This is a genomic window from Schleiferilactobacillus shenzhenensis LY-73, from assembly GCF_000469325.1.
Classification (GTDB): Bacteria; Bacillota; Bacilli; order Lactobacillales; family Lactobacillaceae; genus Schleiferilactobacillus; species Schleiferilactobacillus shenzhenensis.
In genome coordinates this window covers 99,046-115,104 of sequence record NZ_KI271584.1, presented here as the reverse complement: position 1 = coordinate 115,104, position 16,059 = coordinate 99,046, and the positions used below count along the sequence as shown (strand labels likewise).

12 protein-coding genes and 1 pseudogene are annotated in these 16,059 nt (G+C 59.9%); 12 read left to right on the top strand and 1 reads right to left on the bottom strand.

Going from position 1 to position 16,059, the window contains the following annotated elements; translation table 11 throughout:
- Positions 1-234: 234 nt before the first annotated feature.
- The 5 genes and pseudogenes from L248_RS04065 to L248_RS16290 all read left to right on the top strand — a co-directional run bounded on the left by L248_RS04065 (position 235) and on the right by L248_RS16290 (position 5,914).
- The gene (locus L248_RS04065) at positions 235-1,692 is read left to right on the top strand and encodes an APC family permease (RefSeq protein WP_040534855.1); all 1,458 of its coding nucleotides are present in this window, start codon (positions 235-237) and stop codon (positions 1,690-1,692) included.
- A gap of 374 nt (positions 1,693-2,066) precedes the next feature.
- Positions 2,067-3,701: an ATP-binding cassette domain-containing protein gene (locus L248_RS04060; protein WP_022528810.1), complete on the top strand. Its 1,635-nt coding sequence runs from the start codon at positions 2,067-2,069 to the stop codon at positions 3,699-3,701.
- Positions 3,698-4,135 (top strand): GNAT family N-acetyltransferase, encoded by a 438-nt coding sequence (locus L248_RS04055; RefSeq protein ID WP_022528809.1) that lies wholly within the window; start codon positions 3,698-3,700, stop codon positions 4,133-4,135. Before L248_RS04060 ends, L248_RS04055 begins: the two co-directional genes overlap by 4 nt.
- A gap of 183 nt (positions 4,136-4,318) precedes the next feature.
- A pseudogene (locus L248_RS04050) lies at positions 4,319-5,170 on the top strand (ABC transporter transmembrane domain-containing protein); the annotation flags it as partial.
- Positions 5,171-5,179: 9 nt separating this feature from the next.
- Positions 5,180-5,914 (top strand): ATP-binding cassette domain-containing protein, encoded by a 735-nt coding sequence (locus tag L248_RS16290; RefSeq protein ID WP_342665164.1) that lies wholly within the window; start codon positions 5,180-5,182, stop codon positions 5,912-5,914.
- Positions 5,915-6,021: 107 nt separating this feature from the next.
- Here L248_RS16290 and L248_RS04040 read toward each other — a convergent pair whose 3' ends face one another.
- Positions 6,022-6,408 carry an iron-sulfur cluster biosynthesis family protein gene (locus L248_RS04040; protein WP_022528806.1) on the bottom strand — a complete coding sequence of 129 codons (387 nt, stop codon included), beginning with the start codon at positions 6,406-6,408 and terminating at the stop codon, positions 6,022-6,024.
- Between the two features lie 292 nt (positions 6,409-6,700).
- On the opposite strand from L248_RS04040, the gene L248_RS04035 reads away from it, so the two are divergent.
- From L248_RS04035 to L248_RS04005, 7 genes are all read left to right on the top strand, one after another.
- Positions 6,701-7,837 carry a hypothetical protein gene (locus L248_RS04035; protein WP_022528805.1) on the top strand — a complete coding sequence of 379 codons (1,137 nt, stop codon included), beginning with the start codon at positions 6,701-6,703 and terminating at the stop codon, positions 7,835-7,837.
- Between the two features lie 6 nt (positions 7,838-7,843).
- Entirely contained in the window at positions 7,844-9,319 is a 1,476-nt protein-coding gene (gene wsfD / locus L248_RS04030) for a glycan biosynthesis hexose transferase WsfD (RefSeq protein ID WP_022528804.1), read from the top strand.
- Positions 9,316-10,896 carry a hypothetical protein gene (locus L248_RS04025; protein ID WP_022528803.1) on the top strand — a complete coding sequence of 527 codons (1,581 nt, stop codon included), beginning with the start codon at positions 9,316-9,318 and terminating at the stop codon, positions 10,894-10,896. Before wsfD ends, L248_RS04025 begins: the two co-directional genes overlap by 4 nt.
- On the top strand, positions 10,893-12,146 hold the full coding sequence (locus tag L248_RS04020; RefSeq protein ID WP_022528802.1) for a glycosyltransferase family 2 protein: 1,254 nt from the start codon (positions 10,893-10,895) through the stop codon (positions 12,144-12,146). The genes L248_RS04025 and L248_RS04020 overlap by 4 nt, the downstream gene beginning before the upstream one ends.
- Entirely contained in the window at positions 12,091-14,214 is a 2,124-nt protein-coding gene (locus L248_RS04015; RefSeq protein ID WP_040534738.1) for a cellulose biosynthesis cyclic di-GMP-binding regulatory protein BcsB, read from the top strand. Before L248_RS04020 ends, L248_RS04015 begins: the two co-directional genes overlap by 56 nt.
- Entirely contained in the window at positions 14,211-15,062 is an 852-nt protein-coding gene (locus L248_RS04010) for a nucleotidyl cyclase domain-containing protein (RefSeq protein ID WP_022528800.1), read from the top strand. Before L248_RS04015 ends, L248_RS04010 begins: the two co-directional genes overlap by 4 nt.
- 72 nt (positions 15,063-15,134) lie before the next feature.
- Positions 15,135-15,977 carry an EAL domain-containing protein gene (locus L248_RS04005; protein WP_051999849.1) on the top strand — a complete coding sequence of 281 codons (843 nt, stop codon included), beginning with the start codon at positions 15,135-15,137 and terminating at the stop codon, positions 15,975-15,977.
- Positions 15,978-16,059 lie beyond the last annotated feature (82 nt).

Below are 16,059 nucleotides of genomic sequence, written 5' to 3'. Positions count from 1 at the left end.
TGCTAAAAGGCTTCAAGCCGTGCCCACCACGTTCCAGCCCATTTTGCCGGAGCTTTGACACGGCGTCCGAGCGAGTTTTGTCACGTGACCCCGGCGTTTCAGCCCCAATCCGCGGAGCCCGGAGTCACCCGGGCCAACGCCAAACAGTACCGAGTACCGTTACCGCACGGCCTCCAGAACCTGTCCCAAATTTGCAGTCATCAATCAACTCATACTTATTTTCGGAGGAAACTAATTGTGCAGGAAGAAATAACACCCACGCCGAACCAGCGGTACATGAGTTGGCCCGTATTGAGCTTACTCGTGTTTATCACCGTCATTGGGTTCGAGAATATCTTTTACCCGTTCCAGAACCAAGGCCTTTCTGTTGTTATCAACTGGATCATTCTGCTCTTCATCTACATTATCCCCTACGCCCTCATCTCCGCCCAGCTCGGGACGACGTTCACCCGCGCCGACGAGGGCGGCGGGCTGGCGACTTGGATGCGCCGTACGCTAGGCGACTCCTGGGGCTACTGGACCAGCTGGATCTATTGGGCCCAGACGCTGCCGTACCTGGTGGACGTCTCCAACGCCGTCATCGTCTCGCTCTCCTGGATGATCCTCGGCGATAACACGCTGGGCAAGCGGATGTCGAACCTGACGTTCGGCCTGCTTACCTTCGCCGTCATCCTGTTGTTCATTGTGTTAGAAAACCTCTTCTCCCGCTCCCTGGAAGTCATGTCGCTGCTGGGCGGGGCGGCCATGTTCCTGATGGCCGTGCTGTTCGTGGCGCTGACCGCTGCCGGGCTGGCCAAGGGGATGCCCAGCGCGACCCACTTCAGCTGGGCTGCGTTCCGGCCACATTTCTCCATGCATTACTTCGCCACTACTGGGCTGCTGATCTTCGCCACATCCGGGGCGGAGCTGGGGGCGACCTACGTTGCCCAGCTGCGCAACCCAAAGAAGGAATTCCCTAAGGCGATGTGGGCACTGGCGATCATGACTGGCTTCCTGGTCATCTTCGGCTCCCTCGCCCTCGGTGTCTGGTTCAATGCCAACCACCTGCCGGACGACTTGAAGATGAACGGCGCCTACTACGCCTTCTCCATGCTGGGCAAGGCCTGGGGTTGGGGCAAGACGCTGATGTACATGTTCGCCGCCACCCAGCTGCTGTTTATGCTGGCTCAGCTGGCGGTGCTCATTGACGCCTCCAGCCGGGTGCTGTCGGCGGACACCGCTGCGCGCTACATGCCCAAGTGGCTGCTCCAGAAGAACCGTCAGGGCCGGCCGATCCACAGTTATGTCTTCACTGCGGCCCTCTGCTTGTTCCTGCTGCTGCTGGCCGATACCTTGCCGAACATCAACGCCATCTTCAACTGGCTGCTGAACCTGAACGGGATCGTCTCGCCGTATAAGACCGCCCTGGTCTTCGTCGCCTTTCTCGCGTTGCGGGCCCAAGCCGACAAGTTCACCTCAGGGTATGTTTTCCTGAAGTCCAAGGGCGCCGCCTATCTGGTCGGCGGCTGGTGCTTTGTGTTCACGTTTATCTGCGCGACGCTGGGCTTCCTGCCTCAAGAAGTGGTCTTCGGGACCAACGGCTGGACCCACCAGCTGATCATGAACATCATTTCTGTCATCGTCCTGTTCGGCTTCGGCTTCATCATGCCGGTGCTGGCCCGGCGGGATTTGAAGAAGGACGATGCGGCGTAAGAATAGCCAGCCAGCGCTTTTCTCCAGGTAATCTCATGCAGATGAGAAAATAGTTGCAGTTCATTCTGCGGCATGGTATCTTAAGGTCAATCAATCAAAGGAGGACACAGCGATGCCGGAACGTTTAAAGATCTTCTCGCGTTTAGCTCTGGCCCCGTGGAATCTGTTTCCGCGGCCCAGCACGCTTCAGACAATCTAATACGGCAGTCCTGTCTTCCCGCGAATCAACGGAATGACCGTGTCTTTTTTGCGCGGTCTGGTCATCATCGTTTGTTGCTCGAGCCGCAGGCTGCCGTGATCGGCGGGTGTCTGCGGCTTTTTGTGTACCTGCAAATACCGCGGCATCTGGGCGCAAACGAGAGGACGAGATTTTTATGAGCAAAGATTTGCGGCACTACCTCTGGCAATTTAAGGGGCAGAATTTGCTGCTGGCGGTGATTTTGTTTGTTCAGGCACTCATGGTGACCTTTAACGGTATCGCCAACGCGAATGCCTTGACGGCCCTGGTGGCGGCGCGGTTCACCACCTTTGGGGGCTGGGTCGGGGCGATGACTGTGTCCTTCGGCATTTTCTGTCTCGGTATGTACCTGCAGACGTATCAGTATTCCCGGTGTCAGCAGTTGATGGACACGGCGATCCGCCGGGACGTGGCTCAGCGGTTGAGCCAAACCAGTTACCAGACGTACCACAGCCAATCGCCGGCGGTGTACGCGTCATGGCTGACCAACGATGTCACGACGATCAACCAGATGGGCTTCAGTAATGTGATGGATGTCGTGACCCAAGTATTCACCGTCAGCATGGCGGTCATCGCCTTGGCGGGGTATCACTACTCACTTGTGTTGGTGACCATAGTCCTGGCGGTCGTCATGTACCTGGTACCTCGGCTTTTTAACAAACCGATTCAGACCCGCGCGCTGGCCATGACCCACGCCAACGAGCGGCTGATGAACCGCCTTTCTGACATTCTCAGCGGCTTCGATGTGCTGAATCTGCTGAACCTACGGCGCTTGCTGGTGACGCGGACCACGGCAGCGTCCCAGGATACGGCGCATTATATCAACCGCTGGCAGCACATGAACGGCATCAGTAATGGGGTGATCAACGGCGTCAGCGTTGTCTGTCAAAATCTGGTCTTGCTGCTGACGGGGTTCCTTGTTTGGCGGCACTTGGTACCGATTGGCACCGTCAGCGCGAGTATTAACTTTGCGGGGACTGTTTTCGCTGGGTTGACGGGGATCATGATGTCGTTGACCGACATGCAGGCGGTGATTCCCATCTTTACTAAGTTCAAGGCGGTGCCGCTGCCGCCACTGACAGGCCGCCAGGCAGTGACGCAATTCCAGCGGGCTATGCAGATGCAGAGCGTCTCCTTTTCTTACACCCCCGCCGAGGGGCTAATCTTGCAAGACTTCACGCTGACATTAGAAAAAGGCAAGAAGTACGCTCTGATCGGCCCTTCCGGCAGCGGCAAGTCAACGGTACTGAACCTTCTCGTGGGCAATCTCACCGATTATACTGGTACGATCACGTGGGACGGCATGGACTATCGCCACATCACGCCGGCCAGCTTGGTCGGGCAGGTGACTTATTTGGACCAGACACCGTTCATGTTCAACGATACATTAGAGAATAACATCACCATGGGCGAGCCTTATCCCGCCGATGCGGTCACTGCTGTGCTCCAACGAACCGGCCTCACGGATCTGGTGGCCTCGCTGCCTGCGGGTTTGACCACCATGGTAGAAAAGGACGGACACAATCTCTCCGGCGGACAGAAGCAGCGGGTCGTCCTGGCCCGCGGCCTGCTCCAAGGCCGGGCCATCGTCTTCATGGACGAGAGCACGGCTGCCCTAGACGCTGCGTCGGCCCAAGCGATTGAGCAGATGATCGTCACCGACCCCGCGCTCACGGTGGTGATGGTCACGCACCACCTGCGGGCCGAGATTGCGGCCCGAATGGATCAGATTATTGAGAGCAAGACGTTTAGAAAGGCGGCAAATAAATGACGACATATACTTGGCAGCGACCAGCCGGCGTGACCGATGCACACGTGCTGGCTCTATATCGTGCGGTGGGCTGGGCTGCGTATCTGAAAGACCCAACAGCCACCCTGGCGGCCCTGACCCAGTCGGCCGTTCTGTGGGCGGTCACCGCTGATGGCCAGCTGGCGGGTCTGATCCGCGGCATTAGTGACGGGTACACGATCCTTTACATTCAAGACATCATTGTCGCTCCGCCATTTCAACGGCAGCATATCGGCACTGAACTGGTGCACCGGTTCTTGCCGCATTTCCAGCATGTTGGCCAGTCCGTCCTGCTGACGGACCCGGAAGAAAAGACCAAGCAGTTCTACCAGTCACTGGGCTTTCGGGAAGTGACGCCCCAGGCATACGGCCGAGCGTTTGTATTAGACCGGCGGTATCCCCCAGCTGAATTATGAGGTGAACGATAGGGCAAGGACTAGCACGCATTTTGCGGGCTGGTTTTTTTGTTACAGGCACCATTATGATAACGGCAGAATAAAAAATGAGAACAACACAATATTTTCTTTGACGGTGTCCATTCCCTGGGATAAAATACGGAGGTATCTTAATCTAATGCACTTAGAAAGGCGTCGTCAGTTATGACAGCAACTCGCCCCCGCCGTATCGTGGCAGTCCTTAAAGAACCCACTTTTTGGGTGGCTATCGTCACCTCGTTGTTCACCCAGTTTTGCACGGCGCTTCTGCCGGTGATCACGCAACAGATTCTCGATGCCGCGGTGGCCAAAGATTTGCACCGTATTTTCTGGCTGGCTGGCGGTTATTTGCTGGGCTTTCTGGTCATTATCGTATCCGAGTTCTTTGATCAGTCGGTATCTTCGATTTTTGCGGCCAAACAGGAATTGCGGCTTAAAAACGACCTAGCTGAGCAGACCTTGGCGAAGGGCGAGGACAGTTTCCGCCTGGACCCGGTCAGTCGTTACCAGAATGCGTATACCAACGAGGCAGCCCGGATATCAGACGATCTGTTCTATCCCATCTTAATGTTTGTGGCTGGTATCTTTGGTCTGGTGTTCAATGTTTTGGCACTGCAATTTCTCGATCCGGTCTTAATGGTCATCGTCATTGTGTCTTCCATCATTCCCATCGTCTTCCCGTTTACCTTCAGCCGGGCAATCGACACGGCCAAGCAACACTTCTTGAACGCCTAGGAGACGTCGACCCGCCACTTTTTGAACATCATCAATGGGCACCATATCATCAAGAACTATCAAGCAGAAAATCACTTTCAGAATCGCTTTTTCCATGCCAATGCGGTCTTTCTCAAACGATACGGCCGGTACAGCCGGATCGATGCCAGTGCCAACGTCCTGTCGGGGCTGACGTTCTATCTGGCCGGGCTGCTGATTCTGATCGTGGGGTCTATGCGGGTCACGGCGGGGCTGATCACCGTGGGGACGATTGCCGGGGTGCTGCAGATCAGTGACCAGCTGATCGTGCCGATGCAGATGATTTCGGAGAACTTGAAGAGCATCTTGGGTACCCGCCACGTACTGCGCAACTTCGACGACTTCATCCACCGCCGCGGGCGGCAGTCGCATGCGGAACCGGAGGCCGCGGCGGTGCCGGCCATTCAGCTGCGCCATATCGTTTACTCGCCGGATGATCAGCCGGTAATTCAGGATCTCTCAGTGACGTTTGCATTGGGTAAGCATTACCTCATCATGGGGGAATCCGGGTCGGGGAAGAGCACGGTACTGAATCTGCTGAAGGGTAATATCGTACCGGATAGCGGCACGATTGCCCTCCCCGCCGGTGTGACTCAGCAGGATATCAACGTGGTGGACGACAGCCTCTTCGTTTTCGAGACCAGCGCCCAGAATAATATCACGTTGTACGATGGTGCCCGGTCAACAAAAGTTCCCCAGCTGCTCGCAGCGGGGAACTTGCCCGCACTGGGCGAGCGGCCGGCAGCGACGCTTTCCGATGGTCAAAAGCAGCGGCTGGCAATTCTGCGCGGCCTGTATTTTCCCAGCAAGGTGCTGCTGCTGGACGAAGTTACCTCCGCTCTGGATTTGGCAAACCGGGAACGCATCGAGCAGCTGATTTTTGACCATTACCAAGGGACGATCATCAGCGTGATGCACCACGTCGACGAAGGGGCGCTGAAACATTATGATACCCGGATTACGATTGCTGCCGGCCGGGTCACAGGAGTAGAGGATTTACATTGCTAGGCGAGGCAAAAAGACTGGGACAAAGCTATCTATACGACAGGTCTGAGCGTGGGGAGCGCCGATCGTGCATAGTTTAGTTTCGTTCCAGTCTTTTTTCTCACTGGCTATTAACGCGCCGGATTCTCCTTGATACCATTGGGATCCGTGAAGTCAATGAAGCCGACGTTGGTGTCGATGTCGCCGGAATCGCCGGACAGGATCATCGTGTCGTACTGCGGGTGGAATTTGATCAGCAGGTGATCGTCCATGCCCTCCATCCCGTATGCCTTCACGTAGACCGGGCCGAGGTTGGACTTAATGGTGGCGTCGTACGTGTCCAGCGACGCATCCGGACCGATGATATTAATGGAAAACTGCGTCTGCATGTGAATCATGGCGTGCTGGGAATAGGGGCCGACCCCATCCTCGAACGTCAAGAGCAGCCGGTCGCCGTCCTTCCAACGATCCTTGATGCGCTTCGTCACAGTTTCGTCGAATTGTACATCTTCTGTCATTGTAGAAAACCCCCTTATTCAGAGCGGCTGCCGGCCGCTCGGTAACAGTGATATGGTGCGTACTCCCAAGGCGCCTTCAGTATACGCCGGCAGGGGGAGAAAGGGGGTGGGAGATGCTCACAGGGCACGGATCGAGCAGCCGTTGCCGGCGCGAGCGATGCATTTGGATAGTGCCGGGGTATTGTTTCTTTAGAAAAACCCGCATAGCGGTCTAGACCCATCTATGATATAGTTACGTTGGAATATTTTGGTTTTGTAATACAGTTGTACAGTTTTTCTGGGGAGGGGAACCATGCGGATGTTACGGAGCGCGGCCTGGCTGATCGTCAGCGGCGGGATTTTGTTAGCGGGCTGTATGCAGCAAGCCCAGTCGGCGAACAAGGCACCGGCGGAACCGGCCACGGTGAAAGTGACCGGACAGCACGATGCCGCTTTGAGTGCGGCGCGCTCGGCGCTGGTCCATTTTCTCACCACCCGCATGGTCCAGCCGGACGGTGTCTACACGAATTACTTAGACGACGGCCAGGCGGATAGTGATACTGCGATGGGGCACGAGTACCTGAGCGAGTCCACCGGCTTGTGGCTCCAACACTTGGCGATGACGAAGCAAAAAGCGGCCTTCGCCCAGTTCTACCGGCGCAGCAAGGCTACGCTGTGGCAGGGGCAGCAGTTCACGTACCGTTACGATCCGGCGCGGGGCTACCAGTACCCGGTCAACGCCGGGGTGGACGACCTGCGGATCGTCAACGCCGTGGGCCGCTTCGCCAAGCAGGCAGCGAACGAGTCGTGGCAGCGGACATACACCAAGCTGGCCCAGACGGTGGCGGCCAATACCGTGCCTCAGGGCCGGGTGGTGGACTACGTGGATGCCCACACCCATGAGCGGGCACGCCAGACGACGATGTGCTACGTCGACTTGGCGACGCTGGCACCCTTGGTGACCGCTAAGCAGTACGCCCGCGCCTTGGCGCTGGTCCAAGCCAGCCGGCTGACCGGCGCGCTGCCGCTGTTTGCCACCCGCTATGACTTCAGCAGTCACACTTACACGGGCACCGACAGCATCAACGTCGTTGAGTCGCTGCTGACGGCGGTCCACTTGGCGGCAGTCAAGCAGGTGCCGGCCAAGACGGTGGCCTGGGTCAAGCAGCAGGTGCAGCGGGGAACGCTGTACAACCGCTGGGGGGCTAACGGTACGCCGCAGACGACAGACCAGTCGGCCGGCGGTTATGCTTTGGCCGCCCAGCTGGGACTGCTCACCAGCGATCGGGCCTTGGCCCGCACCGCGCTGCAGCACGCGCTGAACTTCCAGATCACCGCTGCGGATACGCCGCTCCACGGTGCGCTGGGGGATCTGGGCACCCGCCAAGTCTATTCGTTCGACAACTTAGAGACGCTCGTGGCATTAGATCTTTACTTAGATGGAGAATAACGTAATTTGAAGAGAAAAGTAACGCAGTTTGGCCGTATGGTTCAGCAATGGTGCTCACCGGCCGCCTTCGCCGTCCTCTTGGCCGGGGTGGCGGGGGGTATTTTATTGTTCGTGCCGCCAGTGGCGGGGTATGCCGATAATGGCGGCTTTGCCCGGGTACTGGCCCACCACGGTTTGTACCGGACGGGTGCAGCAACACCGGGGTACCTCACGCCGACTTACGGCATCATGCAGTATTTCAACGATAACGCACCGGCGTTTTTTTCGTCTCAGTCGCTTTTTGTGCGGCTGGCCATCGGCTTGAACCGGCTGTTGTTCAGCTGGACGGTGTTTGACGTCCGGTTCTTGGCTGCCGTTTATTTTTTGTGCTTCCTGGGCGCACTTTATTTGGCGGTCCAAGCGCTGACCAGCGGGCGGGCTTTGCGCCAGTATGTTTTGGCAGCCGTGTGCACCGCCGTTTTCGCGGACAGCAGCGGCCTGTTGTATTTCAACTCGTTTTACGGTCAAGCGGTTCTGCTGATCACCGGGATGGCGGCGGTGGCGGCCTTGCTGCTCTTAGGCCGGAGCCGGGACCACGCTGCATGGCAGCGGGCGGGGCTCGTCCTGCTTTTTCTGTTCAGCGCCGGGCTGCTGGTGTCCGTGAACGCGGAGAACAGCGGCTTGGCCCTCAGTTATATTGTCATGGCCCTGGGCTTGCTGCCGCGGCTGACCCGAGCGGGGAAGATTGTGCTAGGCGGGGCCCTGACTACCTTGGTGGCTGCTGGCGCCGTGGCCATTGCGCTGGCGTCGCCGGAACTGGCCCGGGTGGACCATTACCAGAGCATGAGCCGGGGCGTTCTGCTCCAGGACAAGAATCCGGGGAAGGCATTGAAGAGCGGGGGAATTAATCCTCAATTCGCCTTGATGCGCGGGACCACCTATTACCAGAGCGGGCTGCCAGCCAGTCCGCGGGAATCAGATATGCAACGGTTCTTCATCCAGCGCTTCGACGATATGTGGCTGCTGCGGTACTACGTCAGTCATCCCGTGGTTTTTGGCCGCATGCTGGACCTGGCCGCCAAGGATGCCCAGCTGACCCAGGTCAAGTCGGTGGGGGATTATCCCGCCGCCAGCGGCCGCGGGAAGAACGCCCAGACCCACTGGTTCACCGGGTTCAGTACGGTGATGGGCACATTTTTCCCGGCGAAGTTTGCGTTCTACATATTGCTGGCGGCTTTCTTCCTGCTGCTCTACGCCATCGGTGCCTATCAGGGGCTGCGCCAAGATCAGGACTGGCTGGTGATGAAGTTCGCCGTGGTGGCGGGCCTCAGTCTGACGCTGATCATCGGGATGGTCACGGCGGTGGTGGAGAACGGCGACACCAACCTGGCCCAGCACCTGTTCATGGTGGCCCAGAGTACCGACTGGCTCCTGCTGATCCTGCTCAGTGATGTGGCCAACGGTACACTGTTCAAGGCCCGGCCCGCGGGGGTGGCAAAATGAAGGGCTCGGCGGGCGTCCTGCTGCTGGCCGCGATGCTTTTCGGCCTTTGGGGCAGCGGCCGTCCGGTCCACGCCTCAGAGATCTCCGCCGCTCCGCGGGTGCTGCTGGTCTATGACAGTGAAAACCGGCAAGCGGGCGGACCGGAGCAGATCGATGCGCTGACCCGCACCTTGGCCAGCTTGAACATCAGCGTGACCCGCCAGACGTTGCTGAGTTACCGGGCCGGGACGTTGACGACCCGCCGTTTTCAAGGCGTCATTACCATGGTCAACTGGCCGCAGAGCCGGGTGACCAATGCGGCCTATACCCGCGACCGGCAGGCGTTCACGGGCCGGCAGCTGCACATCGGCCAGAATCTGGCGGGGGACGAGCAGCGCGCACTGGGCAGTACGGCCCAGATGGTCACCCATAAACAGTTTCAGCTGCAAGACCCCGCCACTGGGGCCCAGCAGGTCTTGCCGTTCATGGCAGACCATTGGCTGCTCTTGCCGGCCGCGGCCGGCAACATTGGCCGGCTGGATGAACAGGGCGGCCCGCGGCAGTATGCGTTCGGCCTGATTCGGGGCCGCCAGGCCTACCTGCCCATGTACAGCGGCAGCGGGCTGACCGGGCTGCTCAGTACCCGGCTGCTGGCCCAGTTCTTCACCGGTCAGGCGGCCGCCCAGCCGCCCGTGCTGACACTCACCGGGGTCACTCCCGTCAGCGACCTGCCGCTGCTGCGTCAAACCACCGGTTATCTGCGCGACCAGGGGATTCCCTTTGCCATCAGTGCCACGATGACCGCCGAGAACAGCCAGCTGCCGGAGCATGCCGCATACTTGCGGACACTGGCTCAGGCTCAGCTGGACGGCGGCACCATTTTTTGGCAGGTGCCGGTGATCTATGCGGCCGACCGCCAGACGGGCAGTATGCTGCAGCGGCAATTCACTGCCCAGATCAGTCAAGCCGTGCGGGCAATGGTCTATCCGGTGGGGGTGAGCGCGCCGGGGTATTGGCAGTTCGACACCGCCTTCAGCACAGCGCTGCACCGGGCCGACCAGAACCTGCTGCTGCCGAATCCCACGACCTACACGCTGGGCCGGGGAGCGCCGACGGCGACCTATGCGCCCGGCCGGCGGACCTTCACCGCGATTCCCTGGCGGGGAGAAAACACCCTCACCGGCACCGGCGATCTGACTTTCACCAGTCCCACGGCGCTGACGCTGTCCGTGCCCGCCACGGCCAAGCGCTTGCAGTCCTTCCGGCGGCAAGTGCAGCGCTGGCCGGATCAAACGTGGCGGTCGCTGACCGATGACACGACTGCCATGACGCTTCGCGCCGGCCGCCACCGGGTCACCTTCAGCGCCCGCCAGTACCAAGTGGACGGCCAGCCGGCCACGGTGGGTCTGCCGGCGGCGGTGAAAGCGGCCCCCCAAAAGGCCGCCACCGTGGCCACCGGCGTGAATCGGTTCACCCGCTGGCAGGGCTTGGCCTTGCTTATTTTCATCCTTGTGACGCTGTTTATTCTCACCGGCTTTCTCATCTACGGCCGGCGCATCTACCGCAATCAATTCCGCAGAAAGGGGCGTAAGCCGTGAGTGTCCTTGATTGGTGTCTGTTCGTCGCCATTACCGCCATCTGGCTGATCCTGGTCGTCAATGTGATCCTGGTGATCGCCGGTTATCTGGAATATCTGCAGCAAGTGAAACGGCCGGCTCCCGCACTGCCCAAGGATCCGCCCTTCGTCTCGGTGATGGTCCCCGCCCACAACGAGGGCATCGTCATCGTCAAGACGGTGGAGGCCCTCCTGCGCTTCGACTATCCCCAGGACCGCTACGAGATCATCGTGATCAATGATAATTCCAGCGACAACTCGGCGGAATTGCTGCAGGCGTTGAAGAACGAAAACCCGGGGCGAAACTTCACTGTCGTCAATACCGATGCCGTCACCGGCGGCAAGGGCAAGAGCAATGCCTTGAACATCGGTCTGCGCAGTGCCCGGGGCAGCGTCCTGGCCATCTATGATGCGGATAACACCCCGGAGGCCGGGGCCTTGCGCATTCTGGTCAGCGAGCTGATGGCCGACGACCAGTTGGGCGCCGTCATCGGCAAGTTCCGGACCCGCAACCGCAACGCCACGCTGCTTACTCGCTTCATCAACGTGGAGACCCTGTCCTTCCAGTGGATGGCCCAAGCCGGCCGCCAGCACCTGTTCGGCCTGGCGACGATTCCCGGAACCAACTACGTGATCCGCCGGCACCTCATCGACGAGATCGGCGGTTGGGACGATAAGGCGCTGGCCGAAGACACGGAGATTTCGTTCCACGTCTACTTGCACCACCTGCGTATCCTTTTTCAACCCAAGGCCGTTACCTGGGAACAAGAACCGCAGACATTGGCGGTCTGGTTCCACCAGCGGACCCGCTGGGTGAAGGGCAATATCTACGTAATCCTGAAGAACTTGAAGCTGCTGATTGAACCCCACGCCCGCATCATCCGCTTCGACCTGCTCTACTACTTAGCCATTTACTTTCTCTTAATGACCTCGCTGGTCCTCTCCGACGCGGTCTTCGTCTTCTCGGTGGCCGGAATCGTTCATTCGCAGCTCCAGGGCTTTTCTAACAGTCTCTGGCTCTTGGCGATCCTGCTCTTCATCGTCAGTACCTACGTCTCGATCACGACGGAGAAAGGCGAGCGCACCATGGATAACGTCGGGATCATTATCTTAATGTACGTCACTTACAGTCAGATGTGGCTGGCGGTGGCCGTCTACGGAATGGGAGCCTATATTCGTGAACAAGTTTTCCACAAACAAGCGCGCTGGTACAAGACCCAGCGCTTTCAATAACGCCGTCCGCGCTGGGCTGGCGGCCCTCGCCGTCCTCTGCGGACTGGCCTTCTGGGCTATGCCGGCCCAAGCAGCGGATCTGACCTATACCCAGCCGATTCAAAATACGACCCAGTCGCTGACCGGCGACGGTATCAGCAGCGACACGTACTTCGTTAAAGCCGGCTACTGGGACGTCCACCTGGCCCGCTTCGTTCTGCACTACCAGGTCAGCCAGCTGGCTGACCGGCGCAGTTCGGACATCACTGTGCTGCTTAACGGGGTGAAGTTTGCCTCCTTCCGGCCGGGGGACAGTACCGGGTTGCAGACTCAGACCATTACCCTGCCGCTGCGCCTGCTCCAGGGCAGCAACCACCTGCAGCTCCAGGGCCAGGTGCTGAACATGGTGGGCGGCACCGCCCAGCGGGTGCAGACTCCGGCCAACTGGCTGACGATCTATCCGGAATCCAACGTCCAGTTCACGTACGCCTTGCGCGCGCCGGACCGCAGCCTGCGCTCTTTCTACATTCATTACAGCGGCCTGGACACCATCAGTAACGGCCTCAGCGGCATCGCCGTGCCCAATGCCCCGCGCAATGCCGAGCTGAGTGCCGCGACTTATGCCCTGGCCGGCTATTCCCGGGTGATGACCAACGAGCAGGACCAGATCCCCATCGCACCGGCGGGGTCGGCGACGCTGAAGAACCGCGCGTATCAGGTCGTCATTGCTCGGGCAGACCGGCTGCCGGCAGACCTGCGGTGGACCGTGGCGGCGGCCGACCTGGCTCGGGGGGCGGTCATCCAGACCGTGTATGCGGCAGACCGTTATACCTTGGTGGTGACCGCGAAGACCGATGCACTGCTGGTCAAGGCCGCCCGCTTCGTCGCCAACCAGGAGCTGATGAACGAGACCCGGGCGGCCAAGAAGATCGTCACCGCCGCGACCCGCACCTTCAGCAGTTCTCTCCAGGACAATAACGGCCACTATCTGCTGGCCTCGCCGGCGGGTACCCAGCTCACCGGGGCCGGCCACCAGAGTGCCGCTTACTTTGTCACCCTGCCCATGGACCAGACCAACGCCGCCGGCAGCCAGGTCCGGCTGCACTTCCGCCATGCCCAGAACCTGGACTACGCCCGCTCCCTGGTCACCGTCGCCATCAACGATACCCCCATCGGCAGCCGCCACCTGCGCCAGACCGACGCCAACGATGCCAGCCTCACCTTGACTGTGCCGCCCAAGCTGACGGTAAGAAATGCCATCACGGTCCGGGTCACCTTCGACCTGGCCCTGGCCGGCAATGCCAGCAGCGGGGCGGACAACGACCAGACCCCCTGGGCGTTCATTGACCCGCAGTCGGAATTGTTTGTCCGGACCAAACCGGTGACGACCCAGTTGTTTACCAACTATCCGAGCCTGTTTCTGAAAAATGACCAATTTGACGCCATCGGCATCGTCCGACCCGCGACGATGACCGCCAGCGACTTCGCCACGCTGACCAACATCGTCAACCTGCTGGGCAACTTCGCCAAGCGCAACACCGGCAGCGTCACTTATTACAGCAAGACCCCAGACGCCAGTGTGCGGGCGCAGCACAATTTGATCGCCTTCGGCACGCCCCGGGCGAACCGCTACATTGCGGCCCTCCAGCCCCACCTGTACTTTCAGTTCGACCGGGCGCAGCAAGGGTTCATTTCTAACGAAAAACTGAGTATCGAGAGCGGGTACGGCCGCCGGCTGGGGACCGCCCAGCTGCTGACAAACCCGGATAATGCCCAGCGGGTCGTGCTGGTGGTCACCGGCGGTACCCCGGCCACCGCCTATCTGGGCTCGACCCAGATCAACTTCCAGCAGAATATCGTCAACCACAGCGGCGATCTGATTGCCGTGGACAGCGATAACCAAGTTTACAACTACCGCTTCAAGAAGGACGTCACCCCGGGTACCAAGCCGTCCCCGGTTCATGAACTGATCAAGCGGTCCAGCCTGGTCATCTTCCTGGGCGTCGCTGGCGTCATCTTCGTGGTTCTCGCCGTCACGCTGATTCTGCTGCTGCGCAAGTATGGGAAGAAAGGAGGCGACGCCGCATGAAAACGCCTGGCTTGAGCTTACGCACGGACCTGTACCTGCTAGGATTCCTGGCGCTTACGGCCATCACGGCAATCTACATGGGCCTGACGGGCAGCGCCATCTTCATCAACACCCTCTACCTGGGTGTTGCCTTGCTGTTAGTCGTCCTCACTTATTTCCTCGGTCTGACCTTCGGCTTGATCGCTAACATGGTCTTCATCTTCGTTCAGGGCACCGTCATGGTCTACCAGAATGTGCTGGTGGGCAAGCCGGTGTCCCTGCCGATGATTTTTTGGCTGATTATGCCCTTGCTTTTGTCGGTGACGTTCCGCGGGCTGGCACAAGAAACGTTGACGCTGCAAAGCCAGCTGGCCAAGCTGACCGTCAACCTGGACCACTATAGTGCCTTCGATGAGGATACCCATCTGCGGACCACGGTGGCCTATTACGAAGATGCCGGCGTGTTCCTGGAGACCGGCCGGCGCTTCGCCATTCCGGTGACGACGATCGCCCTGCGCCTGCGCTACCTGGGCGAGCTGCGCCAGCTGCTGACGCGGGACCAGTTCGGGGCGTTGATCCGGACGGTGTCCGCCACCCTCAGCGACGCCACCCGGGATAACGATATCGTTTACTACGTCGACCGGGCGACGCCGACCTGGGCCGTGCTGCTCTATACGGACAAAGCCGGGGCCAAAATCGCCGCGGACCGCATCCGCAAGTCCTTTGCCGCAGAGCTGGCCAAGCAGCCGAATATGCCGGACGTGGACGTCAGTATGATCATCGGCATCGCCAGCAGTGCGGACGCCGGGGTGCAGTCCCCGGCCGAGCTGATGCACGCCGCGATGAAGGAAACAGAATACGACGTTTGACCTATGTCAATTCGCCGTTTCTTGGTAGGATAGAGGTAAGCGGGACAGACAGTCAAAGTGGGGGTGACGGCCATGATCGAAGCCGCGTGGATCGTATCGCTTATTTGTTTGAGTTTGGCGGCTGCGGGGGCAGTCGTCTTAGTCCGGCAGCGCCGGCGGCGGGTTGCACCGACCTCTCCAGAGACGCCGCAGCGGCGCTACTTTATGGAGCCGCAGGTCAATGCGGCCAGCCGCGTGGTGGGCTATGAATGCCTGCTGCGTGAGCGCACCGCCACCGGTACTTGGGCGGCACCAGCCGTGCCCCCGGCGCTGCCGCTGACCCAGGTCCGAGACTTGCTCGGCCCCACGCTGGCGCAGCTGCCCGAAGCCCCCATTGCCCTGGCCTTGAACCTGACGGCCGGGCAGATCACCAGTCCGGATTTTCTCCCCTTCGTCCGCTGGGCCCGGCGGGCGATTGCCCCGTTATACTTAGTGATCGACTACCGCTCCACCGGTATCCCCAGCCACCGCCGCCAGCGCCAATTCCGCCAGCAGGTGCGGCTGGCCCAGGACGAAGGCTGCCGCTTCGCTGCCGACAACGTGGGCTCCGACCTGTGCGCCCTCAAGAATATTGAATGGCTCCTGCCAGTGGTGGACATCCTCAAGTGTTCCGTCGCCGCCTTCCGCAAAGACGACCCGAGCATCTGGCTGGACCTGAACCTGGGCTTCTGGAACCGCCTGGCGAAGGAGCGGCAGATCGATCTCGTCCTCACTGGTGTCGAGACGGACGAGGACGCGGCTTTGGCCCAGGAGCTGAAGATTCAGTTTCGCCAGGGCAAGCTGGTGGGCGAGGCCGTCGCTGTCCCCGATTTCGTCCCTGCGCCCACCGAGCGGGTGCGGCCGCGGACGGAGGAGCATGTGGAGCACATTGAATAGCGGGTGAGAAAAGAGGCTGAGGCACTATCCGGTGACGGACGGTGTCTCAGCCTCTTTGGCGTATTGGGAGAATGATTCGCAT